A 25430-nucleotide genomic window follows, 5' to 3' on the forward strand; every position below is an offset into this window, starting at 1 on the left:
CTTTTAAGAATAACTGCAAAGACTACTTATCAATTCCGTTATATTATTCTTAATATTCATTTAGCTGGAATTTAGAGATGTTAAATTCCATTAATGTGATTTCTTACTTCTACAAAATGGGGTGAGTGATTAATTCTGAAGTGCTTAAATTTGCTTGCATTTAACACATCATAACTGTGATAGTAGTCGGTATAAAACAACACTATCAGGCATATTTTTCTTTTAGCCTTCATCAAGTTCGACTTCACCAGAAAAAACTTCATCGGCATTTTGAGCTAAATGATAACTAATCATATCCTTGATTTTGCGATAAAACAAGGAAACAGAATTAGGGGTAATTTCTGGTAAGTCTGCCACTGAAAAATTCTAGCATACGTATATTTCTTTACCTCCCCATCACCAAAATCGGATACGGATTCCCCTGTTCGTCCAACTCGTGGCGTTCTACTGTTTGAAAACCCATGTGTTGGTAAAAGCCCACGGCCTGTGGGTTTTGTTCATTGACGGTGAGACTGTTCACACCCAATTCCGCAATGCCGTGCTGTAATAAGGCCTTGCCGATGCCTTTGCCGCGCTGTTCGGGGGCGATGAAAAGCATTTCTAATTTGGTGCCGTTGATGCCCATAAAGCCCAAGATTTTACCGTCTTTTTCTGCCAATAATAAATGCTCTACGCCTTTGAAGGCTTCTGGTACATAGGGGCGAATGGCGGCGATTTCTTCCTTAGATAAGAAATGATGAGTGGCCTCCACGCTGGCTTGCCAGAGATTAAGCAAGTGGTCTAAGGGCAGGGTTTCGCGCTCTGTTACGGTGATAATATTCATAGTTTGTGTTTCACTTTTCTGCGTTCAATAAATTAATTCGGGCGATTATAATGGGGCACGTTGTGTATTGTCAGCTTATTCTTGCAAAATTTTTCAAAATCCCACCGCACTTTCCGCTATAATATCCCCCATTTTTCATCACAGTTATCGAGAATCTTATGGCTAAAATTGCAGAAAATCCGCTTGTGTTAGTTGACGGATCGTCTTATTTGTATCGTGCGTTCCACGCGTTTCCACCGCTCACCAACTCCCTTGGCGAGCCAACGGGGGCGATGTATGGCGTGTTGAATATGCTGAAAAGTTTGATTGCGCAGGTGCAGCCGAGTCATATTGCGGTGGTTTTTGATGCTAAAGGGAAAACTTTCCGTGATGAATTATTTGAGCAATATAAATCGCACCGTCCGCCGATGCCTGATGATTTGCGCAAGCAAATTCAGCCCTTGCACGCCATTATCAAAGCCCTTGGCATTCCGCTTTTATCTATTGAAGGTGTGGAAGCGGACGATGTTATCGGCACGCTTGCGGTGCAGGCTTCTCAGGCAGGCAAAAAAGTGTTGATTAGCACGGGTGATAAGGATATGGCGCAGTTGGTGGACGATAACATTATGCTCATCAACACAATGAATAACAGCCTGCTGGATCGCGAGGGCGTGATTGAAAAATATGGCATTCCGCCTGAGTTAATTATTGATTATTTAGCCTTAATGGGCGACAGCGCGGACAATATTCCCGGTGTGGCTGGTGTGGGTGAAAAAACCGCGCTTGGGCTTTTGCAAGGCATTGGCAGTATGGCTGAGATTTATGCCAATTTAGAAAAAGTGGCGGAGCTGCCCATTCGCGGTGCGAAAAAATTAGGCGAAAAATTGCTTGCCGCCAAAGCTGATGCGGATTTGTCTTACATTCTTGCGACGATCAAAACCGATGTGCCCTTAGCGGTGAAGCCAGAAGAACTCACGCTTGGGCAAAATCAGCGCGATGAATTAGTGGAATATTTCGCGCGCTATGAGTTTAAGCGTTGGCTGAATGAAGTGATGGACGGCGAAAGCGGTTTAACCAAAGGGGATTTGCAAAGCGCCAAATTTGCCACGCCGACAGCACAAAATGAAAATGCGACAAAAAGTGCGGTGAAAAATTCGGTAAAAATCGACCGCACTTTGTATGAAACCGTGAATAGCCAAGCCAAGCTCGATGAATGGCTGAATAAAATTCAGCACGCCAAACTCATTGCGGTGGATACGGAAACCGATAATTTAGACGTAATGCAAGCGAACTTGGTAGGTATTTCTTTTGCTTTAGAAAATGGCGAAGCCTGCTATATCCCCCTTGATCATTTGCACGAAGTGGCGCGTGAAAGTCAATCGCAAGGGGATTTGTTCGGCAGCGCAGACGCAACTGAAACCTGTTTTGAACGTGTGCCGAGCCAGTTAGACAAGCAGCAATGTTTAGCGGCGCTCAAGCCTTTATTGGAAAATCCAAAGATTGAAAAAGTGGGGCAAAATATCAAATACGATCTCACCGTATTCGCCAATCACGGCATTGCGCTGCAAGGCGTGCGTTTCGACACCATGTTGGAATCCTATGTGCTAAACAGCACAGGGCGACACAATATGGACGAGCTTGCCAAACGCCATTTAGATCATCAAACCATTGAATTTGAAGCCATTGCTGGCAAGGGCAAAAAGCAGCTCACTTTTGATAAAATTGCTATCGAACAAGCTAGTGAATATGCCGCGGAAGATGCGGACATCACAATGAAATTGCACCAAACCCTATGGCCAGAATTGGCACGAACGGAAAGTTTGGTGAAGTTATTTGATGACATCGAAATGCCGTTAGTGGGCGTGTTATCACGCATTGAACGCAATGGGGTGTTGGTGGACAGCCAAACCTTGCTCGCACAATCGCAAGAAATTAGCGAAAAATTGACCGCACTTGAAAGCCAAGTGCATCAGGCGGCAGGGGAAAATTTCAACCTTGCGTCCACCAAACAATTACAAGAAATCCTGTTTGAAAAGCTTGGTTTACCGATTATTGCCAAAACGCCAAAAGGCGCGCCTTCCACCAATGAAGAAGTGCTGGAAGAGTTGGCGCAACAAGGGCATATTGTGCCGAAATTGCTTATTGAACACCGTGGTTTAGCGAAGTTGAAATCCACTTATACGGACAAACTTCCGCTGATGATTAATCCACGCACGGGGCGGATTCACACCTCTTATCATCAAGCGGTAACAGCAACGGGGCGACTTTCGTCTAGCGATCCAAACTTGCAGAATATCCCTATTCGTAATGAAGAGGGACGCCGCATTCGCCAAGCCTTTATTGCACGCGAAGGCTATAAAATTATCGCAGCGGATTATTCTCAAATCGAACTGCGCATAATGGCGCATTTATCGCAAGATCAAGGCTTGATTAGTGCATTCCAGCAAGGCAAGGATATTCACCGTTCCACCGCGGCAGAAATTTTCGGCGTCCCCCTTGATGAAGTAACCAGCGAACAACGCCGCAGTGCCAAAGCCATTAACTTCGGCTTGATTTACGGAATGAGTGCCTTCGGGCTGTCCCGCCAACTAGGTATTCCACGTGCGGACGCACAAAAATATATGGATTTGTACTTCCAACGCTACCCCGGTGTGCAAACCTTTATGACCGATATTCGCGAAAAAGCCAAACAGCAAGGCTATGTGGAAACCTTGTTCGGACGCCGTTTGTATCTGCCTGAGATTCAATCGAGTAACGCAATGCGCAGAAAAGGCGCAGAGCGTGTGGCGATTAACGCCCCAATGCAAGGCACGGCGGCGGATATTATTAAGCGTGCGATGATCGCCATTGACAGCGCCATTGCACAAGATCCGAATATCGCAATGATTATGCAGGTTCACGATGAATTGGTATTTGAAGTGAACGCAGCGCAGATTGCCCATTACAGCGATCTCATTCAATCCCTAATGGAAAATGCCGCAGAGCTTGTTGTGCCACTGATTGTCGATGTGGGCGTGGGCAATAACTGGGACGAAGCCCATTAATTCGCATTGATAAGCGTGCAATCAGAAAAACAAAGTGCGGTGAAAAATTTCCATTTTTTCCACCGCACTTTTGTTATGTTAATAGTGCTATCTCAGCTTATTCATCAAGGAATTTTTTCGCTTTGTAACGCGGATTCATCAGATTTTCTAAAGAGAGAATATCGTCAAGTTGCTCTTCTGTGAGCAAGCCACGTTCTAGCACCACTTCGCGCACGCTTCGGCCTGTTTCTGCACAAATCTTACCGACAATATCACCATTGTGGTGGCCGATAAACGGATTGAGATAAGTAACAATGCCGATAGAATTTAGTACATAGTTACGGCATACGTCTGCGTTTACGGTGATGCCATTCACGCATTTATCACGCAAGTTCACACACGCATTGCTAAGAAGTGAAATGGATTCAAACATTGCTTGACCAATCACTGGTTCCATTACGTTAAGCTGTAATTGCCCAGCTTCGGCGGCGAAAGTTACGGTGGTGTCGTTACCGATCACTTTAAAGCACACTTGGTTCACCACTTCTGGCACAACAGGGTTTACTTTAGCTGGCATAATGGACGAACCTGCTTGTAATTCTGGCAAGTTGATTTCATTTAGCCCTGCTCTTGGACCTGAAGATAAAAGACGTAAGTCATTACACACTTTGGATAATTTCACCGCGGTGCGTTTTAAGGCACTGTGAACCATCACATAAGCGCCGCAGTCGGAAGTGGCTTCGATTAGGTTTTCAGAAGGCACACAAGGCAGTTGGCTTACTTCAGCAAGGTATTTCACCGCCAGTTCCGCATAGCCTTCAGGAGTGTTTAAGCCCGTACCAATGGCGGTTGCGCCAAGATTAACTTCAAGCAGTAATTTTGCTGTGCGTTTTAGGTTACGCACTTCTTCTTCCAATAACACAGAGAAAGCTTTAAATTCTTGCCCTACGGTCATTGGCACGGCATCTTGTAATTGGGTGCGTCCCATTTTTAGCACATCGGCAAACTCTTTGGCTTTGGCTTCAAAACCTTTTTGTAGATAGCGGATATTTTTCAGCAAGTGCATAATGCTGTTATATACCGCAATGCGGAAGCCCGTTGGGTAGGCGTCATTGGTGGATTGGCTGGCATTAACGTGATCCATTGGATCGATAATGTCGTATTCGCCTTTTTTATGCCCGAGCAATTCCAACGCAAGGTTAGCAATCACTTCATTGGTGTTCATATTCACGGAAGTGCCTGCACCGCCTTGATACACATCTGTTGGGAATTGATCCATACAGCGTCCATTTTCTAGCACTTCATCACAGGCTTTGACAATGGCATTGGCAATTTTTTTCGGAATAGCCCCTAGCTCACCATTGGCTAGCGCGGTGGCTTTTTTCACCATCACCATTCCGCGTACAAATTCTGGCACATCAGAAATGGTATCATCTGAAATGTTGAAATTTTCCATTGCGCGCAACGTGTGAATGCCCCAGTAGGCATCATTTGGCACTTCGCGTTCACCTAATAAATCCACTTCTGTTCTTACATCTTTCATTTTTATACCCCTATTTTGGTAGAAAGTGCCTATATTATACGGATTTCATTGGGAGAAATGTTTGAACTAGATCACATTGCCAAAAAGGTATGCTTGATATTAATTTATCTTTCGCATTAGTTTTTTTAGGGCAAAATAGAAAAAATTTACGAATTTTTCACCGCACTTTATTTTTATATTATTTGATTTAGATCAAATAATATTGTGATTTATTGAGAATTGTTCTCATCTTTTCTTCATAAAATAGGCCTGAAAAATCAATAAATTCACCTGTTTTTTGGCTAAAAAAGCATCTTTTTATACATCATTTCAGCCAGTTGAATTTAGTAAAATATCTATATATAGTGCTTCCAAGATTAGAAAGACACAAGATATAGGGGTTGTACAATGAGTTCGTTTTTTGTGATTAAACGCGATGGTTCACGCGCACAATTCGATATTCAGCGCATCATCAATGCTATTCGTAAAGCGGCATTAGCGGTTGGCATTGAACAGGACGATTATTGGCAAAAAATGGGGCAACAGGTTGCCAATGGCATTTTTGCTAAGTATCAGCAGGAAATTGACATTCACGACATTCAGCGGCTGGTTGAAAATCAGTTAATGGCGAGTGATTATCCGCAAGTAGCACGCGCCTATATTGAATATCGCCACGATCGTGATTTAGCGCGGGAAAAGCGTAGCCAGCTTACGCGTGAAATTGAAGGGCTGATTGAGCAAAGCAATGTGGAATTGCTCAATGAAAATGCTAACAAAGACGCCAAAGTGATCCCAACGCAGCGGGATTTGCTGGCAGGCATTGTAGCGAAACATTATGCTAAGCGTTACATTCTGCCGCGTGATGTGGTGGAAGCCCACGAAAAAGGGGAAATTCATTATCACGATTTGGACTATGCGCCATTCTTCCCAATGTTTAATTGTATGTTGGTGGATCTCAAAGGAATGCTCACCCAAGGTTTTAAAATGGGCAATGCAGAAATTGAACCACCGAAATCCATCGGGACGGCAACAGCGGTTACCGCACAGATTATTGCCCAAGTCGCGAGCCATATTTACGGCGGTACAACCATTAATCGCATTGATGAAGTGCTTGCACCCTATGTGCAACTGAGTTATGAAAAGCATTTAAAAACTGCCCAGCAATGGAATGTACCTGAGCCTGAAAATTATGCCAAGGCGTTGATTGAAAAAGATTGTTTTGATGCGTTCCAATCCTTGGAATATGAAGTGAATACGCTTCACACGTCCAACGGACAAACCCCTTTTGTTACCTTTGGTTTTGGTTTAGGCACGAGCTGGCAAGCGCGTTTAATTCAGCAAGCCATTTTGCGCAACCGCATTCGTGGCTTAGGTAAAAATCACAAAACCCCCGTTTTCCCGAAATTGGTCTTTACCATTAAAAAAGGCGTAAACCAACAAGCTGGCGATCCTAATTACGACATCAAACAATTGGCGTTGGAATGTGCTTCTAAACGAATGTATCCCGATATACTCAATTATGAACAAGTGGTCAAAGTAACAGGCTCTTTCAAAGCCCCAATGGGCTGCCGCAGTTTTTTAGGCGCGTATGAACAAGAGGGCGAATTACAGCACGATGGACGCAACAACCTTGGCGTAGTTAGCCTGAATTTACCGCGTATCGCGCTTGAAGCCAAAGGCGATGAGCAGCGTTTTTATGCCTTACTTGATGAACGCCTTGCCATCGCGAAAAAAGCCTTAATGACACGCATTGCTTGCCTTGAAAACACCAAAGCACGAGTTGCCCCTATTTTATATATGGAAGGAGCGTGTGGCGTGCGATTGAAAGCTGATGACAACGTGGCGGAGATCTTCAAAAATGGACGTGCTTCCATTTCTCTTGGCTATATTGGCATTCACGAAACCATCAACGCGCTTTATCCGCAGCATCATATTTACGATGATGAACAATTGCGACAAAAAGGCATTGCGATTGTGGAATATTTAGCCCAAGCCACCAAACAATGGCGACAAGAAACTGGTTACGCGTTTAGCCTTTATTCCACCCCAAGCGAAAATTTATGCGATCGTTTCTGTCGTTTAGACACCAAACAATTTGGCGTGATAACAGGTGTAACCGACAAAGGCTATTACACCAACAGCTATCATTTAGATGTGGAGAAAAAGGTTAATCCTTACGACAAACTGGATTTTGAAATGCCTTACCCACCACTGGCGAACGGCGGATTTATTTGCTACGGCGAATATCCCAATATTCAGCACAATCTCAAAGCCTTAGAAGATGTCTGGGATTACAGCTACGACCGCGTGCCTTACTACGGCACTAACACACCGATTGATGAATGCTATGAATGTGGTTTCACTGGCGAATTTCACTGCACCAGCAAAGGCTTCACCTGCCCTAAATGCGGCAACCACGACAGCGAAAAAGTTTCCGTCACCCGCCGAGTCTGCGGCTACCTAGGCAGCCCAGACGCCAGACCGTTTAATGCAGGAAAGCAGGAAGAGGTGAAAAGAAGAGTGAAGCATTTATAGGTGAGGAATGACGTGAGAATTTTTGTTTAAGGGTTAAATTTCTTTTTTCTTTGGGATTAATAACGGGGTTCGCCGTTGGCGACTTCCTTTCTTTTGCTTGCTCAAAAGAAAGTAGGCAAAGAAAAAAGCCCCCGACTAAATTGCTAATCTTCATTTTTAACAAATTTTCTTAACGAAAAGTAAGCCCATACTCGCTACGCTGCGTTCAGGCGTTACTTTTCTAAAAATTTGTTAAAAATGAAGGCAATTTACACGGGAGATTATGACACGCTTTCAATAGGTTGCACCTACCAATCCCCCTCTTTAGCAAAGAGGGGTTAGGGGAGATTTGTTCTTAACTTTACCACCTACGAGCCGTAGGTGGTTAGATAACACAGCCACGCCGTGGCTGGGGCGAGAAAATTTTCTTTGTACTTTCTAACTTCTAACAAATTCAAAGAATTTCCACCGCACTTTAAATTTGCCCCAACCGAATTTCCCCGTCCAAACCGCCCGAATGGAGATAAAATTTTTAGAAAAGTAACGCCTGAACGCAGCGTAGCGAGTATGGGCTTACTTTTCGTGAAGAAAATTTTATTGGAATGAGGAAAAGTGAGTTCGTCAAATTTCTCACTTACAGACAAGGAATTTTGTTGAAGACAGAACTCCAGTACGGCAAGACAAAATAACGCAGTCTGGAAGTAAGAGAAATTTGACGATGATCGGGGTTCTTTTCTTTGCTTACTCTCTTTTGGGTAAGCAAAAGAAAGAAAGTCGCCAACAGCGAAATCCGTTATTAATTACAAAGAAAAAAGTGATTTAACGATGAAACTAAAACTCACTTTCTTCGTTCAGGAACGCAAAATAAAGTAGGTCTCCAACGGCGAAACCCGTTATTAATCACAAAGAAAAAATTAATTATTTAAGATAAAAAATAAAATGAACTACCTCCAATATTATCCCGTTGACATCGTAAACGGCGAAGGCACGCGTTGCACTTTATTTGTGAGCGGCTGTGAACACGCTTGCAAAGGCTGTTACAACCAAAAAAGCTGGTCATTCAGTGCAGGCGTTCCCTTTGATAAAGCAATGGAAGATCAAATTATTCGCGATCTACAAGATCAACGGATTAAACGGCAAGGGCTTAGCTTATCAGGCGGCGATCCCTTACACCCGAGAAACGTGCCGACCTTGCTCGCCTTAGTCAAACGGGTCAAAACAGAATGCCCAGATAAAGACATTTGGCTTTGGACAGGCTACAAACTCGCCGAACTTAACGATCTCCAACGCCAAATGCTGCCCTATATTGATGTTCTCATTGACGGCAAATTTATCAAAGAACAAGCCGATCCTGCGCTTATTTGGCGTGGTTCAGCAAATCAGGTGATTTATCGGTTTAAGGTGGAGTAGGGGAACTACCTTGATTGAAAGCTAGGGGAACGCGGTCTATTTATTTTCTATCAAGCCAAAACTCTCCGCCACCAGCTCCCATAACAATTTCTCATCAATCTCAGTGAGATTTAAACTTACCCAATGAGTTTTATTCATATGATAGGCGGGATAAATTCCTTTTATCATTCGTAGCGCGCCAATCATTTCAGGAGCGGCTTTGACATTTAGTACCCAAAGAATTTCTGAGCCGTTTAAGCCGATTTTTTCAGCGCTGATATTCATTAAAATAGCGAACCATTTACGGTTCTTGATATGGCGGAAAACTGCATATTGGGGAAATTGTTTCCATAAATATTCGGGTTGAATTTGATATTTTTGCGCGATTTGTTTTATTACGCTATCAGCAGAAATTGTCATTTTGATGGCTCAGTGTATGAAAAAGTTGTGAAAAGTGCGGTGAATTTTTAGCATATTTTTATCTGTAATAAAATAGTCAGAAAGGATTTAGCAATGGATTAGGGGGAACTATTTTAGCTAACCATTGTCTATGTACAGAACCCATTTTATTGTAACAATAAGGAATTTTATGCGTTTAGGTTATTTATCATTAGTATTATTGGCCTTGCCTTTGACGGCATTTTCAGCAGAATCGGTAGAAAAACAGAATATCGTCAGTTTTTCAGTGGAGGTGGAGCAGGAGATTTCGCACGATTTGTTAAAAGCCACGTTATTTACACAAGCGGAAAATAAAGATTTAGCGGCGGCAAATAATGAAGTGAGCAAAAAAATTAATCGTGCTTTTGAGATTTTGAAAGCCTACCCTGATGTGGAATTGCGTGATAATTCGCGTAGCACGCAGATTCGCTACGATGATAAAGGTAAGCAAAATGGCTGGGTTGCGCGCGGACAGCTAGCGTTGCAAAGCAAAAATAGCGAAAGTTTGTCAAAAGCGATCACTGAGCTAAATGGCATTTTAGCGATCGAATATGTGGATTCTGAAGTTTCTTCTGCGGCGATTAGTCAAGTAGAAGATCAAATGATGCAACAAGCGCTGACGCGACTAAACCGCAAAGCCACATTAATTCAGCAATCTTTAGGGGCGAAAGGCTATCAAATTGTGAATTTGAATATTCGTACCCCGATGGAAAGTGGACGTTTTGTGGCTCGCCCTTACGCAGCAATGGCAAAAATGGCCAGTCCCGCTTCAAGCGAGGTTCAGCTTAGTAATGGAAAAGCGAATGTGCGCGCAAGTATTGAGGCGAAAATTCAGCTTATTCAGGAATAATGACAGTTCGCCCTATTTTCGATACAATAGGGCTTGTTTTAAATAAGCCAATGAGGTCTAAAATGAAAGTTGCAAAAAATGTAGTGGTGAGCATTGCTTATCAAGTTCGTACTCAAGATGGTGTGCTTGTAGATGAAGCGCCAGTAAATCAACCATTAGAGTATTTACAAGGACATAATAACTTGGTGATCGGGTTAGAAAAGGCCCTTGAAGGTAAATCTGTTGGGGATAAATTTGAGGTTCGCGTTAAACCGGATGAAGGTTACGGGGAATATAATGAAAATTTAGTGCAACGTGTGCCAAAAGAAGTGTTTGTTGGTGTAGATGAGCTTGTTGCTGGAATGCGTTTTATCGCAGAAACCGATGTCGGTCCATTGCCAGTGGTGATCACGGAAGTCGGTGATAAGGATGTCGTGGTGGATGGAAACCATATGCTTGCTGGTCAAGAGTTATTATTCGATGTAGAAGTGGTAGGAACTCGTGAAGCGACCTTAGAAGAAATCGCACACGGGCATATTCACCAAGAAGGTGGCTGCTGCGGTGGACACGGTGATAGCGATGAGCAAGGCCACGGTTGTGGTTGTGGCGGTCATCACCATCATCACGACCACGATCACGACCATCACGGTGGTGGTTGCTGTGGCGGTAAGCACTAATTTAGTGAGATTGGCAAGAAAAAGAGCGGTGAAAATGATCTGCCCCCAAAAAGTTAGACTATATTCTAATTTAATTCAAGGACTGAGTTCTGTATTCCACAGGGCTTAGTCCTTTGAGCTTCACTTGAATACGCTCATTATTGTAGTAATGAATGTACTCGTGAATCACTTTTTCAAGCTGTTCAAAGGTTTCAAACCGCTTGCCAAAGTAACATTCCGTCTTCAATCGCCCGAAAAAGCTTTCCATCGCACCATTATCAAGGCAATTGCCTTTTCTCGACATACTTTGCGTAATACCGTGTTTTTTCAATATCTCCCGATAACCCATCATTTGATACTGCCACCCTTGGTCGGAATGCAGTATCGGTTTTTCCCCCGCTAATCGGTTCACCGCCTGGGTCAACATTCTGGTTATCTGCTCAAAACTCGGACTTCTCGCCACATCATAAGCAATAATTTCGTTATTAAACAAGTCTTTAATCGGCGATAAATACACTTTGCCTTCCGCACATTTGAACTCGGTGATATCCGTTACCCACTTCTCATTCGGCATCGTTGCCGTAAAATCCCGTTGCAACAGATTATCGGCAATGTGTCCCACTTTGCCTTGGTAAGAACGATATTTTTTCTGCTTACTTTTTCCTTTTAACCCCAAACGTTGCATTATCGCTAGCACCCTTTTGTGGTTGATAATCAAGTATTTCCTTAATTCCAAGGTAATTCGACGATAACCATAATTTTCGTCATTTTTGCGATAAATTTCCTCTATTTTCTGTGAAATCACTACATTTTTATCTGCCTTTGGCTTGAGATGATAAAAGAACGAACTGCGTGCCAATCCGATTAGCCTGAGTAACAATTCCAACGGGAAACGCGAGCGTAAGGCATTTACGATGACGGCTTTTTCTGCATTTTTTGTTGGTTGAGTTCCTGCAACTTTTTTAGCATTGCATTCTCCGCTTCTAATTCCAAAATTCGGTAACGCAAGCGTTCTTCTTCTGTTTTGGGCGTTGGTGGCATTTTAGGCGAGTTGAGTTTCATACTTGGACGACCTTTAGGTTTGAGTAATAACCCATCTATACCTTGTTTTTCAAAGCGTTGCAACCATTGACTAATTATCCCTGAACTGGGGATATCAAAGCGAAAGCAGGCGGCCTCAGCGGAGCACTGGCCTTTTTTGATAGCTTGAATAACCTTTAATTTAAACTCAACAGAATAATATCGTTTTTTACCTAACACAGCTAATCCATTGATTCCATTATGATTAAATTTCGCAATCCAACGTGCTAACGTTCTTTGAGGAAGCTGAAAATACTGGCGAGTAAGCGAACGGTTTTTTCCATTTTGATGATAAAAGTCGAGCACTTGTTGTTTGAAATGTTGAGTATATTTAGTCATAAAAAATCTGCACCTTAATCAGTTGGTTGTTTAGTCCAACTTTTGGGGTGCAGATCAAAAATTACCGCTCTTTTTTATGGATAATGATTTAAAGTCCAAGATTAACCACAGGCGATTTTTCGCGCATCACCTAATGTGCCATCATCAATAGCTTCTTTCGGCGTGCCAAGTACTTCGTAAACTTTATCGCCATCTTTGAAAAACACAAAACCGCCGTGTTCCATTTTTGTCCAAGTTTCATTCTTGGTAAGGGGGAAGGTGGTAATAATGGTAACCTTATCTTTTTCTGTGGTATGTTGGCGGAAGTCAATTACACCGTCATCATCAATGCGTTGTGCTGTGCCAAAAGGGGCTTTGCGTGTGATGTAATGTAAATTGGTGGAGCAGTGGGCGATCATCCATTCACCATTAGAAAGAATAAAATTCAGCGTGCCACCTTGTGCTAATTCTTTGGTAATTTCTTGAATAACTTGGAAAATTTGTTCTTCTGTGGGCTTTTTACGAAAGCGATTTTTAAGTTGTTCAGCCATATAGCAAAAAGCGGCTTCTGAGTCGGTTGAACCAATGGGCTGGCAAAAACTTTCCGACATATCAGGGAAACTTGTCAAATTGCCGTTGTGCGCAAATACCCAGTTTTCGCCCCAAATTTCACGAATAAATGGGTGGGTGTTTTCAATGGTTACCTCGCCTTGTGTGGCTTTGCGAATGTGGGCAATCACGTTGAAAGATTTAATGTGATATTGTTTGACACAATCTGCAATGGGGGAACTATGCCCGGCTTGGTTATCGCGAAAAATACGCACGCCTTTGCCTTCAAAAAAGGCGATGCCGAAACCGTCAGAATGGCTATCGGTAAGCCCTGCGCGGCGGCGAAATCCTTCAAAAGAGAACACAATATCGGTGGGCGTATTGCAATTCATTCCTAATAGCTGACACATAACGAAACCTTAACTGATTTTAACTTCCTAAATCTTGTTTGATTTAACAAAAAAATTCACAAAAATTCAACCGCACTTTTAGATTAAAGGGGCATATCACATAACTTGGCGTTATTTCCTTTATTGCACCACCATTAAGCCTAAGCAACCTTTGTCTGCTGCCATCAGATCTGCCGCGCCAAAGGTGAAAGGGTGGCCGTTAGAAGACGGCTGTTGAAAGCGAACTAAAATCTGCACTTTGCCCTCAATCCAGAGGCTGTCTTTCCACGCCAGATCGCTTTCTGCCACAGGCTTATCATTAATGCTTTCAATGATAAATTTTGCCCCCTGAATTTTAAATCCTGCAGGTTCGTTGCTAGTGATTGTCCAGCGTTCCGTGCTGTTTAATTCGGCATTTACATCAATGCGTCTAGGATCGAAACGTTGTTGATTGAGCATTCCATTATTCGCATCAAGTTGGAACTGACGTTCACGGCGAACTTCCGCCTTTAATGCTTGCGGTGCATCGGTGTTAAACTGCATTGTGTTGTTTTGTGCAAAGGCACTGCTTAAGCCTTGTGGGCGTAGCTCAAGCACAGTGTTGTCGAGCAATTCTTCATCGCTAGCGAAAAAGCCTGTGAGTTTACTGAAGAAATTTCGTTTTTTCCCCACAATTAAGGTGGCGTTTTCCCCCTCATTGAGATTAACAAGAATTTCAGCACGTTCGCCCGGTGCAAGAAAAAGTACCTTTGTGGTTTTCGCTTGTGGTAAAAAGCCTTGATCAAGAGCGATGAGTTGGAAATCGCGCTCGTCATCAAAGCGTAATTCATAACGGCGCGAAAGGGAAGCGTTCAGCAAACGTAAACGCACAACGCCGCGCGGCACTTCTAAATAAGGGGCTTCTTGCCCATTGACAAATAAACGATTGCCGAAAAAGTGCGGTCGATTTTGTTGGAATAATTGCACCCCTTCATCATTTAATTGCATATCTTGCAAAATCAAAGGAATATCGTTTACGCCATATTTTTGTGGCAAGCTCGATTTACGGCTTTCGTTATCTTCAATAATGCACAATCCGAGCAAGCCACGGTAAGTTTGATAAGCGGAATGCCCTAAGGTGCAAGCGGAATACCAGCAAGTGCAAGCCGGCTGAGTGATCGGCAGAATAGGCGACCAGCCTTGCCCTTGTTTGAAAGGGTGGGAAACGCCACCCAGTGATTCAGCGCTCACTTGCAGTCCTTGAATGGCTAGCGCAACCATTTGCGACAAGCTATTGCGATAGTTCAGCTTGGCAAAATCCCCTTGGCGCATTTTTAATGTTGGGCCTAAATAATTACCATTAAATCCCCACACTTCGCTGGTTTTTCCCCGCTCTAATTGGGTTTGCGCGCTGTTTATTTCTAAAAAAACAGGCTTGCCACGGCGAGTTTCCATAAGGGGGGGAACGCGCAAAGGCTGGCGATCGGCCGCCCATAATGGCGCAGGAATGGCTGAAAAAGCCCCCGCAGTGAGGGCGGTTTTGAAAAATTGACGGCGAGAAAAATGATTCATTTTATTTTGTGGCGTCTTGTTGAGCTTGGCTGGCGGCAATTTCCGCATCAAGTTCGTTGATTCGTTGTTGCATTAAAGAATGGCAATAGCTCGCCAATTCACGCACATTATCTTTGGTGTAAGCTGAAGTATCCACAGGCGGCAACATTTCACAGATCACTTTGCCATTATCCCAACGGTTAAGATCGATTTTATTTTGCGTGGTGGAACAAACTACTGGCACAATCGGCACACCAGCGGCAATGGCAGCGTGAAACGCGCCGGTTTTAAATGGCAGCAAACCACGCCCACGGCTACGCGTGCCCTCAGGGAACATCCAAATAGAAAGCTTATCACGATTAATGCGTTCAGCCAGTTGAGTCATTGTGCTATGTGCTTTGGAGCGGTTATCACGATCTAAAAAAATGTTACCCGATGCCCAGTATAAAATGCCGAAGAACGGGATCCAAATCAGGCTTTTTTTTCCGACACTCACGGTGCGCGGCATCACCATATAAGAAATGGTGACCATATCGTAGTTATTTTGGTGATTACCAATGTAAATACACGGCCCGATATTTTCCGCATTGGCAGGGAAACGATGTTCCACTTGCAAACCGAAAAGGGGATACAAACGCCCGAAGCAACGCGCTACATCACCCACGTTACTTGGATTTCTGAAACGAATGAGAGAATAAATCGTGCCGAGCAAACAAATTAAAATACAGCATAGCACAACCACAATAATGCGAAGAAGTTTTAGCATAAACACATACCCTGAAAAAAATTTGCTCAAGTATAGCGAAAATCCGCAAATATTTGTATCAATCCGCTAAAAAAATGCTAGGCTATCAAGCAATTTCATTCTTCCCAAAGATATTCAACAATGGCAAAGACCTATTTTATTGCAGATTTACATTTAAGCGAAAATCGCCCAGATTTAACCGCACTTTTTGTGGATTTTATGCAAAATCAAGCCAAAGATGCGGAAAGTTTGTATATTTTAGGCGATCTTTTTGATTTTTGGATTGGTGATGATGACCATTCCCCTTTGATTGATTTGGTGAAACAGCAAATTCGCCACTTAACGGAAAAAGGCGTGAAATGCTATTTTATGCACGGCAATCGTGATTTTCTTATCGGCAAAAAATTTGCCCAATCTTGCGGTTTAACGCTGTTACCAACCTATCAAGTGATTGATTTATATGGCACGCCTACCTTGCTTTGCCACGGCGATACCCTTTGCATTGATGATGTGGCTTATCAACGCTATCGTAAAAAAGTGCATCAAAAATGGCGTCAATGGCTTTTTTTGCATTTGCCTTTAAAAGTGCGGTTAAAAATTGCCGAAAAAATTCGTGCTAAAAGCAAACAGGATAAGCAACATAAATCCAATCAAATTATGGACGTGAATGCGGATTTCGTGTTGCAAACAATGCAACAATTTAACGTGCCACAGCTGATCCACGGGCATACGCATCGACAAAATTTGCATAAAATCCCACCGCACTTTGAACGAGTTGTATTGGGCGATTGGGGCGAAACTTCTTCTGTTCTAGAAGTCTCGCCAGAAGGTATGCGATTTATTAACCAAAAGGTGAGCTAAGTGCAAATTAAAATTGGCGAAAATTACGCCGCCTAACAGCCATATTCTAGACTTTAGCATCACTTTCGCCTATAATCTTGCCGTTCTCACCGCCCCCATAGCTCAGTCGGTTAGAGCAGTCGACTCATAATCGATTGGTCACAGGTTCAAGTCCTGTTGGGGGCACCAACCAACCTTATAAATAACCTTTATCTTTTAAAAAGATCAATAAAAACAGTTAGTTAATTTCTCTCTCTATTCACCCAGTAAATAAAAGTTTGTTATTTTAAGCATATTTAGATCTCCATAGTTTCTCTGAGTAGATGTACTAAAACTAATGCGAGATAAAGGTAGCAATGTGCCTTATAAGAATGGGAATAATGAATTGTATGTAGTGTAAAAAAACGGATCATTGTGATCCGTTTTTAGATGAAAATTAACTTTTTTCCACTTCCAATCTTTCAAACACCAACACTCTATTTTCTAGTTTGCGTAGTAATAATGTGGCGATGCCTGTAATGGCAAGGTAGATGACACCTGCGATGCCGTAAATGGTGAGTGCGTCATATTCTGTGCCGTAAAGCTGTCTTGCATAGCCCATAATATCTAAAATGGTAATGGTTGAAGCAAGCGATGTGCCTTTAAATACCAAAATGATTTCATTGCTGTAAGACGGCAAGGCGCGTTTTAAGGCATAAGGAATTAAGATTTTCAGCGTTTGCCAACGGCTTAAGCCAAGTGCAGCACAACTTTCCCATTGTCCTTTTGAGATCGCTTTCACTGCGCCGTAAAATAATTGTGTGGAATAAGCCGCACTGTTTAGCGCAAGGGTGAGCATTGCGCAAAACCACGCATTAGACAACAGCGTCCACGCGGGGCTTTCCACGATCCATTGGAATTGTCCTGGGCCGTAATAAATTAAGAAGAATTGCACTAATAGTGGTGTGCCAGTGAATAAAGTTAGGAAAATATTCACCGCACTTTTTAGCAGTTTATTTTCCATTGCAAGAATAAAGGTTAAGGCAATGGCTAAAATAAATGCAAAAAAGAGCGCAGAAACCGTAAGCAATAGGCTTGTTGGAATCCCCTGTGCGATGGTGATGAAATAATCGTGAATCATTATTCCACTCCTCTTTCAAAGCGGGTAAAACGCCATTCGAGCTTACGGATTAGCACTTGGCTGATAAGCGTAATCACTAAATACATCAATGCAGCAAAGCCATACCAAGTGAAAGGTTCGTGGGTTCTGGTGTTAATTAATTCTGCTTGACGCATTAAATCGTGTACCCCAATCAATGAAACGAGGGCGGTATCTTTTAATAGCACTAACCATTGATTGCTCAAGCCCGGTAAAGCGTGTCGCCAAACTTGCGGCATAATGATATGCAAAAAAGTGTAGCTACGGCTTAAACCAAGAGCCGCGCCTGATTCCCATTGCCCAAGGGGAATGGCTTGAATGGCACCACGCAAGGATTGTGAAGCATAGGCGGCAAAAATAATGGATAACGCCAACACCCCACAAAAGAATGGGCTAAGCTCCAAATATTTTCCAGTGATTAATTCCAACACTTCAGGAATGCCAAAATAAATTAAGAAAACCACCAAAATTTCAGGCAAACCACGCAAAAGGGTGATAACAACGGCACTCGGTTTACGCACGCATTGCCATTTGCTCATTTCTAGGCTAACAAAAATGAGCGATAAAACGAGCCCTAATAATAAGGAACACACCGCTAACCCTAAGGTCATTAGGGTTGCGGTGTACATTAAAGGAAGATAATCCACAAACATAGCGATTATTTAGTCATCCATTTATCGTAAATTTTTTGGTATTCGCCGTTTGCTTTAATGGCTTCGATACCTTTGTTTAGGCTTTCTACTAAAGCAGTGTTAGATTTATTTACCGCGATACCTAAACCGTTGTTGAAGTAACGTTTATCCGTAACACGCTCGCCAACGAAAGTTAATTCAGGGTTTTTCTCGAACATATCACGCAATACGTCAGTATCACCGAAAATCAAATCGATACGCCCATTTTTTAAGTCAAGAATGGCATCTTGCAAGCTTGCGTAAGATTTTGCCGTGTATTGTTTGGCTTCTGCGTTAGCATATTGTTGGTAAGTTGTCCCATTTTGCACGCCCACGGTTTTTGCTGTAGCCAAATCTGCTTTACCTTTTACTGCGATGAAACTTGCTGAGCTTTCGTAGTAAGGTTGGCTGAATGCCACTTGTTTTGCGCGCGCTTCGGTAATATCAATAGCAGAAATTGCAGCATCAAACCCACGGCCTTTAATTAAGCTTGGAATGAGTGCGTCAAAAGCTTGGCTTTTGAAGTGGCAAGTAGCTTCGATTTCTTTACAAATTGCGTTAGCAATATCCACATCAAAACCAACGATTTCACCTTTTTCATTGGTTAATTCAAATGGCGGATAGCTTGGCTCCATTGCAAAAGTAATATCTTGTGCTTGCGCCATTGCTGCTGAACTTGCTAAAAGGGTTGCTAAAAGTAATTTTTTCATTGTGTAATTCCTTAATGTGAATGAGATAAATATTGTTTAAATTGTTCCGTTTTAGGCTGCATAAAACAGCTTGCATCGCCCATTTCGATGATATGGCCTTTTTCCATATACACCACTTTGGTTGCCACTTTCTGTGCCACAGAAACTTCGTGGGTAACAATCACTTGGGTAATGCCCGTTTCTTGTAATTCCTGAATAATGGACACCACTTGCGCCGTAATTTCAGGATCGAGCGCGGCGGTTGGTTCATCAAATAATAAAACTTGCGGTTTCATCATTAATGCTCGGGCAATCGCCACACGCTGTTGCTGTCCACCAGAAAGATGTAATGGAAAGCGATCAGCAAATTCTTCTAAACGTAAACGGGCAAGCAATTCAAGGGCTTGTTTTTTCGCCGTTTCTTTATCTAATCCAAGCACTTTTATGGGCGCTTCGATTAAATTTTCAATAACGGTTAAATGCGGCCATAGATTGTATTGCTGGAATACCATTCCCACATCTTGGCGTAATTGACGCATTTGTTTTGGATTTGCCGTTGCCGCAGAAAGGTCAAATTTATTGTTGGCAATCACCAATTCACCAGACTTTGGCACTTCTAATAAGTTTAAGGTGCGAATTAGCGTACTTTTTCCTGCACCACTTGGCCCTAATAAAACCACGGTATCGCCATCTTCCGCCGTTAAGTTAATGTCAAACAGGGCTTGCGATGAACCGTAGAAAAAATTGAGATTTTTTACACTAATGGTCATTTTTGTTGTTAGCTCTAAATTTAAAGTTGAAATAATATTAATGTTTTTTGCATAACTATGCAAATAAAAAGTCAAAAAATTTTCACCGCACTTTTGTATGGGCGTTTTTGAGATAAAAATCCCTTAATTTTGCCCCGCACTTTCATCGGAAGGCCAAGAATGCACCACGGCTTTAACCAAGGTTGCAAGCGGGATCGCAAAGAACACGCCCCAGAAGCCCCATAATCCACCGAAAATCAGCACGGCGACAATAATGGTCAGCGGATTAAGGTTTACCGCTTCAGAGAATAAAAATGGCACAAGCAAGTTTCCGTCTAAAATTTGGCTTATCACATAAGCGGCGATTAATGACCAGAAGGTCGGGGTAATACCGAATTGCGACATTGCTACTAACGCCACAGGAATGCTTACTAACACCGCGCCCACATAAGGCACTAGCACGGATAGCCCCACGGCAACGGCGAGCAACAAGGCATAACGCAGATCGAAAAACAGGAAGATTGCATAAGTAATCACCCCAACCACTAGAATTTCAATAATTTTGCCGCGAATATAATTGGCGATTTGTTTTTGCATTTCTTGCCATACTTTATCGGCTAGTTTGCGGTTGCGTGGTAAAAACCCGCTGATGTAAGTTAGTAATTCTTGTTTATCTTTCAATAAGAAGAACACCATTAATGGCACAAGGAATGCGTAAATGCCTAGGCTCACAAGGCTGATAATAGACGAAATCGAGAGTTTGAGCGCTGATTCACCAAAGCCTAAAATTTTGCTTTTCACGCTAGTGAAAAAGCTGTCGATCATTTGGTAATCCACCACTTCAGGATAATGCTCCGGCAAGGAAAGTAGCCAATCATTGAGCGAATTAAACATATGTGGCAATTCGCTAAACAAGTTAATAGTTTGATTCACCAATGTTGGAATGAGTACCAGCGCGATAATCAGCACAATGCTAATAAAGCCGCCAAGCACTAAAATGGTGGCTAGTAGGCGGGGGAATTTGAGTTTTTCATTTAGCACGCGGATTGGCATTTCCAGCAAATAAGCCAGCACGATGGCCACCAATAACGGCGCAAGTAAATCACTAAAAAAATAAATGGCGATAAAGCCAAACAGCAAAATGGCGAGTAAGGCCATTGCCTGCGGATCACTAAATCGGCGCTTATACCAATTTTTCAACATTTCTAACATAAAAGCTCCTTTCGGCGAGAATTTGTGCTGATTATAAGGTAAAATCAGGGGGATTTATATGAGGGGCTGTTGATAATTCATTTTACATTTGAGTTATTGTTTAAAATTAGCACAATCGCAGCGATTTAGAATGACGACAAAGAGTGTGCTAATTTTAAACCTAACCCAAAGGGCTGGAACTATTTTTTGTGATAACTGTGTTGAACGCGGTTCGTTTAGAATAGCTAAACTTCACCCCGTTCGCCTTGTTCTCACAAAAAATAGCTACCAGCTCAAATGTAAAATGAATTATCAACAGCCCCTAATAAAAGGAATTTTCTATGACTGTTAAAATTTATCACAACCCACGTTGTTCCAAAAGCCGCGAAACCCTTGCCTTATTGCAACAGCAGGGGATTGAGCCAGAGATCGAGCTTTATTTAGAAAAGCAATATTCCGTTGAGTTTTTGCAACAGCTCGCGCAAAAGTTACAGCTTAACAGCGTGCGAGAAATGATGAGAACTAAGGACGATTTATACCGCACTTTACAGCTTGATAATCCTGAACCCACCGAAAATCAGCTGCTGGAAGCTATTGCACAGCATTCTGCCTTGCTTGAGCGTCCTATTGTAGTGAATGGCGAAAAAGCCAAAATTGGCCGCCCGCCAGAAAGTGTTTTAGCAATTTTATAATTTCTTCGCTATAATAACGCCCGCTCCGCCATAATCATTGAGCGGGCATTATTTTTACCCATTTTATTTATTAAGAGGCAATGATGAAAAAGAAAAAATCTTTTGCGCCCGTTGCTGACGTGCAAGGTTGCACCACCTATCAGCATAACAAAGGGACAATCCGAGATAACGCCATTCAGGCATTATTATCCGACAAATTATTTCGCCAACGCATTGAAAAGAAACGAAAAGGCAAAGGCAGTTATCAGCGAAAAGCGAAACATCAAGGGAAATATTTTGAAAAGCCCGATTATCAAGTTTTTGGCAACAGAGATTTTATAATCGGGTTTTTCTTAACAAAAATAGCAAATAGAGGAAGTCATTATGTCAATCAGAACAGAATGTTTATTTAGCAACGAATGGAACGTACGAATTAGCGATCCCGGTGAGGAAGGCGCGCACAGTCATTTTTTTGAGAAAATTTATATCACGCTTGATGCCCATATTGACGGGGAAAAGATCACTTACGAATTCACCCGCAAAGTGGAAGATCAAGTAAAAATCAACCGCACTTTTACTGATTTAACCGAATTATTCAAATTTTTAGGCGAATACTTAGATCCCGTTGCCTTAGGCTTTCTCGGTGTGAAGATTGGGAATTTAGGCGTGAAGGGCTAACTGTTTTGATAATCCGCGTAATGGCGGATTATTTTTTTAGTGGATTTATTTTCAATCGAAAAATAAAGTAAAATACCGCAAATCTACTGAACTTTCTGATTCATTACCTTTCTAACAGGTACTTATTCTTCAATGATTTCAATTTTATGAATATACTCAAAAAATATCTCGGGATTTTTTACCCGCTCTTTGTTTTCTTTTTAATAAATTTATGTATTTTGTCGCTAAGCCGTTTGTTACTCGGTTTATGGCAGGCAGAACGCATTTCAGCCGTTAATGGCTGGCTTCCACTATTCTTACAAGGCATCAGGATTGATGTAGCAAGCCTATGTTGGTTGTTTGCTTTTCCTATTTTATTGACTTGCTTTTTGGCGGGTAATGGCTTCATTGGACGAATCACTAATGGTGTTGTGCGCTTATGGCTCGTGTTAAGTAGTGTGTTTATTATTTTTATGGAAATTGCCACGCCTGCTTTTATCGAAACCTATGATTTCCGTCCAAACCGTTTGTTTGTGGAATATTTAGTCAATCCGAAAGAAGTGTTTACTATGCTCGCAAACGGCCATTTTATGGCGTTAATTTTAACCCCGATTTTGACCGCACTTTTTGCTTATGGCTTCTGGCGACTGTCCGCTAATTTATGGAAAAATGTGTCTTATCCAAAATGGTATTGGCGGCCCGTGGTTTTCTTGCTTGTTGGTGCGCTGACCTTTATTGGCGCGAGATCAAGTTTTCAGCATCGCGGTATTAACCCTGCAATGGTGGCATTTTCTTCTGATCCCTTAGTGAATTCTTTGGTCTTAAATTCTAGCTATTCCGTAATGTTTGCCATTCAGCAAATGAAAGACGAAGATCGTTCTTCCGAAATTTATGGCAAAATGCCTTTATCGGAAGTGGTGGTAACCCTTAAACAAGCCAGAGGGAGACCTGAAAGCGATTATATTTCTGACAGCTTGCCAACAATGACAAAAAACGTGGCAAGCTATCAAGGTAAGCCGAAAAATTTAGTGATTATTTTGGAAGAAAGCCTTGGTGCGCAATTCGTCCAAACCCTAGGTGGCAAGCCCCTTTCTCCGCATTTTGATGAATTGGCAAAAGAAGGCTGGCTGTTTGAGAATCTTTATGCCACAGGTACACGTTCTGTGCGTGGTATTGAAGCGGTAACTACAGGATTTACCCCAACGCCAGCGCGTTCGGTGGTGAAATTATCCGGCTCGCAAAATAATTTCTTCACCATTGCTGATTTTTTAAAGCAACAAGGCTATCAAACTTCGTTTATCTATGGCGGAGAAAAGCACTTCGACAATATGGCGAGTTTTTTCTATGGCAATGGTTTTGAAACCATTATTGATGAAAAAGATTATAAAAATCCACGCTTTACCGCAACTTGGGGTGTGAGCGATGAGGATCTTTTCGCCAAAGCCAATGAACAATTTAGCCAATGGCAAACAAGTGGAAAGCCATTTTTTAGTCTAGTGTTTACGTCTAGCAATCACGATCCGTTTGAGTTTCCTGATGGCAAAATTGAACTTTATGAACAGCCTAAGCAAACCCGTAACAATGCCGCGAAATACGCCGATTATGCCTTGGGGTATTTTTTCCAATTAGCGAAAAAATCCAATTACTGGCAAGATACCGTGTTTTTAGTGATTGCCGATCACGATTCGCGCGTGAATGGCAGCGCCTTAGTGCCAATCAAGCATTTCCATATTCCAGCCCTGATTTTAGGGGAGGGCATTGCACCACGCCGTGATAACCGTTTAGTGAGTCAAATTGATATGCCGACTACTTTGCTTTCGTTGATCGGAGCGAGTGGCAATTATCCAATGCTCGGTTATGATTTAACCCAGCCGCAAGATCCAAACCGTGCATTAATGCAATTTGACCGCACAATGGCTTATCGCAAAGGGGACGATGTCGCGATTTTACAGCAAAATCAACCTGTACAAGGCTTCCGTTATGATGCGCAAGCAGGAAAGCTCATTCCAGCGGAGATTCCCGAAGCAATGAAAAAAGAAGCCTTAGCTTACGCCTTGTGGGGCAGCTATGCTTATAAGCAGAAATTATATAAAGCTGATGCGCAACAAAAATAATCAGCAGGTTGTTATCAGTTGTTATAAATAGTGGAGAAAAAATAGCGGAGAAATCCGCTATTTTTTGTTATCCTAAGGACATTAACATTATTTTCGGACAAGGCTATGACTTCTCAGCAAAAAACGCAACAAAATACACCGCACTTTGATCCAACTGAAGTTGAGCAAGCGCAACAAGAAACCACCCATTTTGGCTTTCAAACTGTGGCAAAAGCGGAAAAGCAAAAACTCGTTGCCAACGTGTTTCATTCCGTAGCCGATAAATATGATTTAATGAATGACTTGCTTTCTTTCGGTATTCATCGCGTTTGGAAACGATTTACGATCGATTGCAGTGGCGTGCGGAAAGGGCAAAAAGTGCTGGATCTGGCAGGCGGAACGGGCGATTTCAGTGCCAAGTTTTCTCGTCTTGTGGGGGAAACGGGGCAAGTGATTTTGGCTGACATCAATTCCTCAATGCTCAACGTGGGGCGGGATAAATTACGCAATCTTGGCGTGGTGGGCAATATTGACTATGTGCAAGCCAATGCGGAAACCTTGCCTTTTGCTGATAATACCTTTGATTGCGTGATTATCAGTTTTGGGTTGCGTAATGTTACAGACAAAGACAAAGCACTGCGTTCAATGTTTCGCGTACTGAAACCCGGTGGACGTTTGCTGGTGTTGGAATTTTCCAAACCGATTTTAGATCCGTTAAGCAAAATCTATAATTTTTATTCGTTTAATATTTTGCCGAAAATCGGTGAAGTGGTGGTGAATGACGGCGATAGTTACCGTTATTTAGCCGAATCGATCCGAATGCATCCGAAACAAGAAGATCTTAAAACAATGATGGAGCAAGCGGGGCTCGAGCAAGTAAGTTACTACAATCTCAGCGCGGGCATTGTGGCGTTGCACCGTGGTTATAAATTTTAAGTGAGCAAAAA

General features: G+C 42.4%; 23 protein-coding genes, 1 tRNA gene and 2 pseudogenes. 12 read left to right on the top strand and 14 right to left on the bottom strand.

Annotation, left to right across the window (positions count from 1 at the left end; genetic code table 11):
* Positions 1–83: 83 nt before the first annotated feature.
* The 3 genes and pseudogenes from DYC50_RS10805 to DYC50_RS03930 all read right to left on the bottom strand — a co-directional run.
* A pseudogene (locus DYC50_RS10805) lies at positions 84–222 on the bottom strand (IS1595 family transposase); the annotation flags it as partial.
* Between the two features lie 6 nt (positions 223–228).
* Positions 229–360 (bottom strand): annotated as a pseudogene (locus tag DYC50_RS10775) (IS1595 family transposase); the annotation flags it as partial.
* A 25-nt stretch (positions 361–385) separates the two neighbouring features.
* Positions 386–823 (bottom strand): GNAT family N-acetyltransferase, encoded by a 438-nt coding sequence (locus DYC50_RS03930; RefSeq protein WP_115249078.1) that lies wholly within the window; start codon positions 821–823, stop codon positions 386–388.
* 158 nt (positions 824–981) lie between these two features.
* Between DYC50_RS03930 and polA the strand changes: the two genes are divergently transcribed.
* Positions 982–3846 carry a DNA polymerase I gene (gene polA, locus DYC50_RS03935; RefSeq protein WP_115249079.1) on the top strand — a complete coding sequence of 955 codons (2865 nt, stop codon included), beginning with the start codon at positions 982–984 and terminating at the stop codon, positions 3844–3846.
* Between the two features lie 97 nt (positions 3847–3943).
* Here the strand turns inward: polA and aspA are convergent, their stop codons facing one another.
* The gene (aspA, locus tag DYC50_RS03940) at positions 3944–5368 is read right to left on the bottom strand and encodes an aspartate ammonia-lyase (protein WP_115249080.1); all 1425 of its coding nucleotides are present in this window, start codon (positions 5366–5368) and stop codon (positions 3944–3946) included.
* A gap of 387 nt (positions 5369–5755) precedes the next feature.
* On the opposite strand from aspA, the gene nrdD reads away from it, so the two are divergent.
* Together nrdD and nrdG are read left to right on the top strand one after the other, a co-directional pair.
* On the top strand, positions 5756–7882 hold the full coding sequence (gene nrdD, locus DYC50_RS03945; RefSeq protein ID WP_115249081.1) for an anaerobic ribonucleoside-triphosphate reductase: 2127 nt from the start codon (positions 5756–5758) through the stop codon (positions 7880–7882).
* A gap of 918 nt (positions 7883–8800) precedes the next feature.
* A complete protein-coding gene (nrdG, locus tag DYC50_RS03955) occupies positions 8801–9271 on the top strand; it encodes an anaerobic ribonucleoside-triphosphate reductase-activating protein (RefSeq protein ID WP_115249083.1) in 471 nt (156 codons plus the stop codon).
* Between the two features lie 36 nt (positions 9272–9307).
* Here the strand turns inward: nrdG and DYC50_RS03960 are convergent, their stop codons facing one another.
* Positions 9308–9670 (bottom strand): MmcQ/YjbR family DNA-binding protein, encoded by a 363-nt coding sequence (locus tag DYC50_RS03960; protein WP_115249084.1) that lies wholly within the window; start codon positions 9668–9670, stop codon positions 9308–9310.
* Between the two features lie 169 nt (positions 9671–9839).
* Here DYC50_RS03960 and DYC50_RS03965 point away from each other — a divergent pair, with 169 nt between their 5' ends.
* Positions 9840–10538, top strand: coding sequence for an SIMPL domain-containing protein (locus DYC50_RS03965; protein ID WP_172459064.1), 699 nt, complete (start codon positions 9840–9842; stop codon positions 10536–10538).
* Between the two features lie 62 nt (positions 10539–10600).
* Positions 10601–11194, top strand: a complete 594-nt coding sequence (slyD, locus tag DYC50_RS03970) for a peptidylprolyl isomerase (RefSeq protein ID WP_115249086.1) — start codon at positions 10601–10603, stop codon at positions 11192–11194.
* A gap of 70 nt (positions 11195–11264) precedes the next feature.
* Here the strand turns inward: slyD and DYC50_RS03975 are convergent.
* The 4 genes from DYC50_RS03975 to DYC50_RS03990 all read right to left on the bottom strand — a co-directional run bounded on the left by DYC50_RS03975 (position 11265) and on the right by DYC50_RS03990 (position 15805).
* Positions 11265–12592 (bottom strand): IS3 family transposase gene (locus tag DYC50_RS03975; RefSeq protein ID WP_115249087.1). Its coding sequence is split into 2 segments (ribosomal slippage): positions 11265–12142 and positions 12142–12592, totalling 1329 coding nucleotides; the frame shifts between segments, so codons are not numbered across the junction.
* Between the two features lie 101 nt (positions 12593–12693).
* Positions 12694–13530: a class II glutamine amidotransferase gene (locus DYC50_RS03980; RefSeq protein WP_115249088.1), complete on the bottom strand. Its 837-nt coding sequence runs from the start codon at positions 13528–13530 to the stop codon at positions 12694–12696.
* 120 nt (positions 13531–13650) lie between these two features.
* Positions 13651–15060, bottom strand: coding sequence for a multicopper oxidase domain-containing protein (locus DYC50_RS03985; RefSeq protein WP_115250149.1), 1410 nt, complete (start codon positions 15058–15060; stop codon positions 13651–13653).
* A gap of 1 nt (position 15061) precedes the next feature.
* The gene (locus DYC50_RS03990) at positions 15062–15805 is read right to left on the bottom strand and encodes a 1-acylglycerol-3-phosphate O-acyltransferase (protein ID WP_115249089.1); all 744 of its coding nucleotides are present in this window, start codon (positions 15803–15805) and stop codon (positions 15062–15064) included.
* A 120-nt stretch (positions 15806–15925) separates the two neighbouring features.
* Between DYC50_RS03990 and lpxH the strand changes: the two genes are divergently transcribed.
* Positions 15926–16645, top strand: coding sequence for a UDP-2,3-diacylglucosamine diphosphatase (gene lpxH / locus DYC50_RS03995; protein WP_115249090.1), 720 nt, complete (start codon positions 15926–15928; stop codon positions 16643–16645).
* 91 nt (positions 16646–16736) lie between these two features.
* Positions 16737–16813 (top strand) — tRNA-Ile (locus DYC50_RS04000).
* Positions 16814–17060: 247 nt separating this feature from the next.
* On the opposite strand, the gene artM is transcribed toward DYC50_RS04000, so the two are convergent.
* The 5 genes from artM to DYC50_RS04025 all read right to left on the bottom strand — a co-directional run bounded on the left by artM (position 17061) and on the right by DYC50_RS04025 (position 21083).
* A complete protein-coding gene (gene artM, locus DYC50_RS04005) occupies positions 17061–17744 on the bottom strand; it encodes an arginine ABC transporter permease ArtM (RefSeq protein WP_115249091.1) in 684 nt (227 codons plus the stop codon).
* Complete coding sequence (gene artQ / locus DYC50_RS04010; RefSeq protein ID WP_103853429.1) at positions 17744–18415, bottom strand: arginine ABC transporter permease ArtQ; 672 nt, start codon at positions 18413–18415, stop codon at positions 17744–17746. The genes artM and artQ overlap by 1 nt, the downstream gene beginning before the upstream one ends.
* Before the next feature lie 5 nt (positions 18416–18420).
* Positions 18421–19143, bottom strand: coding sequence for a lysine/arginine/ornithine ABC transporter substrate-binding protein (locus DYC50_RS04015; protein WP_103853430.1), 723 nt, complete (start codon positions 19141–19143; stop codon positions 18421–18423).
* Between the two features lie 11 nt (positions 19144–19154).
* Entirely contained in the window at positions 19155–19892 is a 738-nt protein-coding gene (gene artP / locus DYC50_RS04020) for an arginine ABC transporter ATP-binding protein ArtP (RefSeq protein ID WP_115250150.1), read from the bottom strand.
* 123 nt (positions 19893–20015) lie between these two features.
* The gene (locus DYC50_RS04025) at positions 20016–21083 is read right to left on the bottom strand and encodes an AI-2E family transporter (RefSeq protein ID WP_103853435.1); all 1068 of its coding nucleotides are present in this window, start codon (positions 21081–21083) and stop codon (positions 20016–20018) included.
* A gap of 320 nt (positions 21084–21403) precedes the next feature.
* Between DYC50_RS04025 and arsC the strand changes: the two genes are divergently transcribed.
* The 5 genes from arsC (at position 21404) to ubiE (ending at position 25419) form a co-directional block, all read left to right on the top strand.
* Complete coding sequence (gene arsC / locus DYC50_RS04030) at positions 21404–21754, top strand: arsenate reductase (glutaredoxin) (protein ID WP_115249092.1); 351 nt, start codon at positions 21404–21406, stop codon at positions 21752–21754.
* A gap of 80 nt (positions 21755–21834) precedes the next feature.
* Positions 21835–22146 carry an alternative ribosome-rescue factor A gene (locus tag DYC50_RS04035; protein ID WP_103853437.1) on the top strand — a complete coding sequence of 104 codons (312 nt, stop codon included), beginning with the start codon at positions 21835–21837 and terminating at the stop codon, positions 22144–22146.
* Positions 22118–22411, top strand: coding sequence for a DUF5377 domain-containing protein (locus tag DYC50_RS04040; protein ID WP_115249093.1), 294 nt, complete (start codon positions 22118–22120; stop codon positions 22409–22411). Before DYC50_RS04035 ends, DYC50_RS04040 begins: the two co-directional genes overlap by 29 nt.
* Before the next feature lie 146 nt (positions 22412–22557).
* Positions 22558–24504, top strand: a complete 1947-nt coding sequence (locus DYC50_RS04045; RefSeq protein WP_115249094.1) for an LTA synthase family protein — start codon at positions 22558–22560, stop codon at positions 24502–24504.
* 105 nt (positions 24505–24609) lie between these two features.
* Positions 24610–25419 (top strand): bifunctional demethylmenaquinone methyltransferase/2-methoxy-6-polyprenyl-1,4-benzoquinol methylase UbiE, encoded by an 810-nt coding sequence (gene ubiE, locus DYC50_RS04050; protein WP_115249095.1) that lies wholly within the window; start codon positions 24610–24612, stop codon positions 25417–25419.
* The last annotated feature ends 11 nt before the right edge of the window (positions 25420–25430 follow it).

The organism is Avibacterium avium (assembly GCF_900454535.1).
Taxonomy (GTDB): domain Bacteria; phylum Pseudomonadota; class Gammaproteobacteria; order Enterobacterales; family Pasteurellaceae; genus Avibacterium; species Avibacterium avium.

What these genes read in the sequence shown, in the direction of transcription:
- DYC50_RS03930 (WP_115249078.1), bottom strand. Translation starts at nt 823, where the DNA reads ATGAATATTATCACCGTAACAGAGCGCGAAACCCTGCCCTTAGACCAC.
- polA (WP_115249079.1), top strand. Translation starts at nt 982, where the DNA reads ATGGCTAAAATTGCAGAAAATCCGCTTGTGTTAGTTGACGGATCGTCT.
- aspA (WP_115249080.1), bottom strand. Translation starts at nt 5,368, where the DNA reads ATGAAAGATGTAAGAACAGAAGTGGATTTATTAGGTGAACGCGAAGTG.
- nrdD (WP_115249081.1), top strand. Translation starts at nt 5,756, where the DNA reads ATGAGTTCGTTTTTTGTGATTAAACGCGATGGTTCACGCGCACAATTC.
- nrdG (WP_115249083.1), top strand. Translation starts at nt 8,801, where the DNA reads ATGAACTACCTCCAATATTATCCCGTTGACATCGTAAACGGCGAAGGC.
- DYC50_RS03960 (WP_115249084.1), bottom strand. Translation starts at nt 9,670, where the DNA reads ATGACAATTTCTGCTGATAGCGTAATAAAACAAATCGCGCAAAAATAT.
- DYC50_RS03965 (WP_172459064.1), top strand. Translation starts at nt 9,840, where the DNA reads ATGCGTTTAGGTTATTTATCATTAGTATTATTGGCCTTGCCTTTGACG.
- slyD (WP_115249086.1), top strand. Translation starts at nt 10,601, where the DNA reads ATGAAAGTTGCAAAAAATGTAGTGGTGAGCATTGCTTATCAAGTTCGT.
- DYC50_RS03980 (WP_115249088.1), bottom strand. Translation starts at nt 13,530, where the DNA reads ATGTGTCAGCTATTAGGAATGAATTGCAATACGCCCACCGATATTGTG.
- DYC50_RS03985 (WP_115250149.1), bottom strand. Translation starts at nt 15,060, where the DNA reads ATGAATCATTTTTCTCGCCGTCAATTTTTCAAAACCGCCCTCACTGCG.
- DYC50_RS03990 (WP_115249089.1), bottom strand. Translation starts at nt 15,805, where the DNA reads ATGCTAAAACTTCTTCGCATTATTGTGGTTGTGCTATGCTGTATTTTA.
- lpxH (WP_115249090.1), top strand. Translation starts at nt 15,926, where the DNA reads ATGGCAAAGACCTATTTTATTGCAGATTTACATTTAAGCGAAAATCGC.
- artM (WP_115249091.1), bottom strand. Translation starts at nt 17,744, where the DNA reads ATGATTCACGATTATTTCATCACCATCGCACAGGGGATTCCAACAAGC.
- artQ (WP_103853429.1), bottom strand. Translation starts at nt 18,415, where the DNA reads ATGTTTGTGGATTATCTTCCTTTAATGTACACCGCAACCCTAATGACC.
- DYC50_RS04015 (WP_103853430.1), bottom strand. Translation starts at nt 19,143, where the DNA reads ATGAAAAAATTACTTTTAGCAACCCTTTTAGCAAGTTCAGCAGCAATG.
- artP (WP_115250150.1), bottom strand. Translation starts at nt 19,892, where the DNA reads ATGACCATTAGTGTAAAAAATCTCAATTTTTTCTACGGTTCATCGCAA.
- DYC50_RS04025 (WP_103853435.1), bottom strand. Translation starts at nt 21,083, where the DNA reads ATGTTAGAAATGTTGAAAAATTGGTATAAGCGCCGATTTAGTGATCCG.
- arsC (WP_115249092.1), top strand. Translation starts at nt 21,404, where the DNA reads ATGACTGTTAAAATTTATCACAACCCACGTTGTTCCAAAAGCCGCGAA.
- DYC50_RS04035 (WP_103853437.1), top strand. Translation starts at nt 21,835, where the DNA reads ATGATGAAAAAGAAAAAATCTTTTGCGCCCGTTGCTGACGTGCAAGGT.
- DYC50_RS04040 (WP_115249093.1), top strand. Translation starts at nt 22,118, where the DNA reads ATGTCAATCAGAACAGAATGTTTATTTAGCAACGAATGGAACGTACGA.
- DYC50_RS04045 (WP_115249094.1), top strand. Translation starts at nt 22,558, where the DNA reads ATGAATATACTCAAAAAATATCTCGGGATTTTTTACCCGCTCTTTGTT.
- ubiE (WP_115249095.1), top strand. Translation starts at nt 24,610, where the DNA reads ATGACTTCTCAGCAAAAAACGCAACAAAATACACCGCACTTTGATCCA.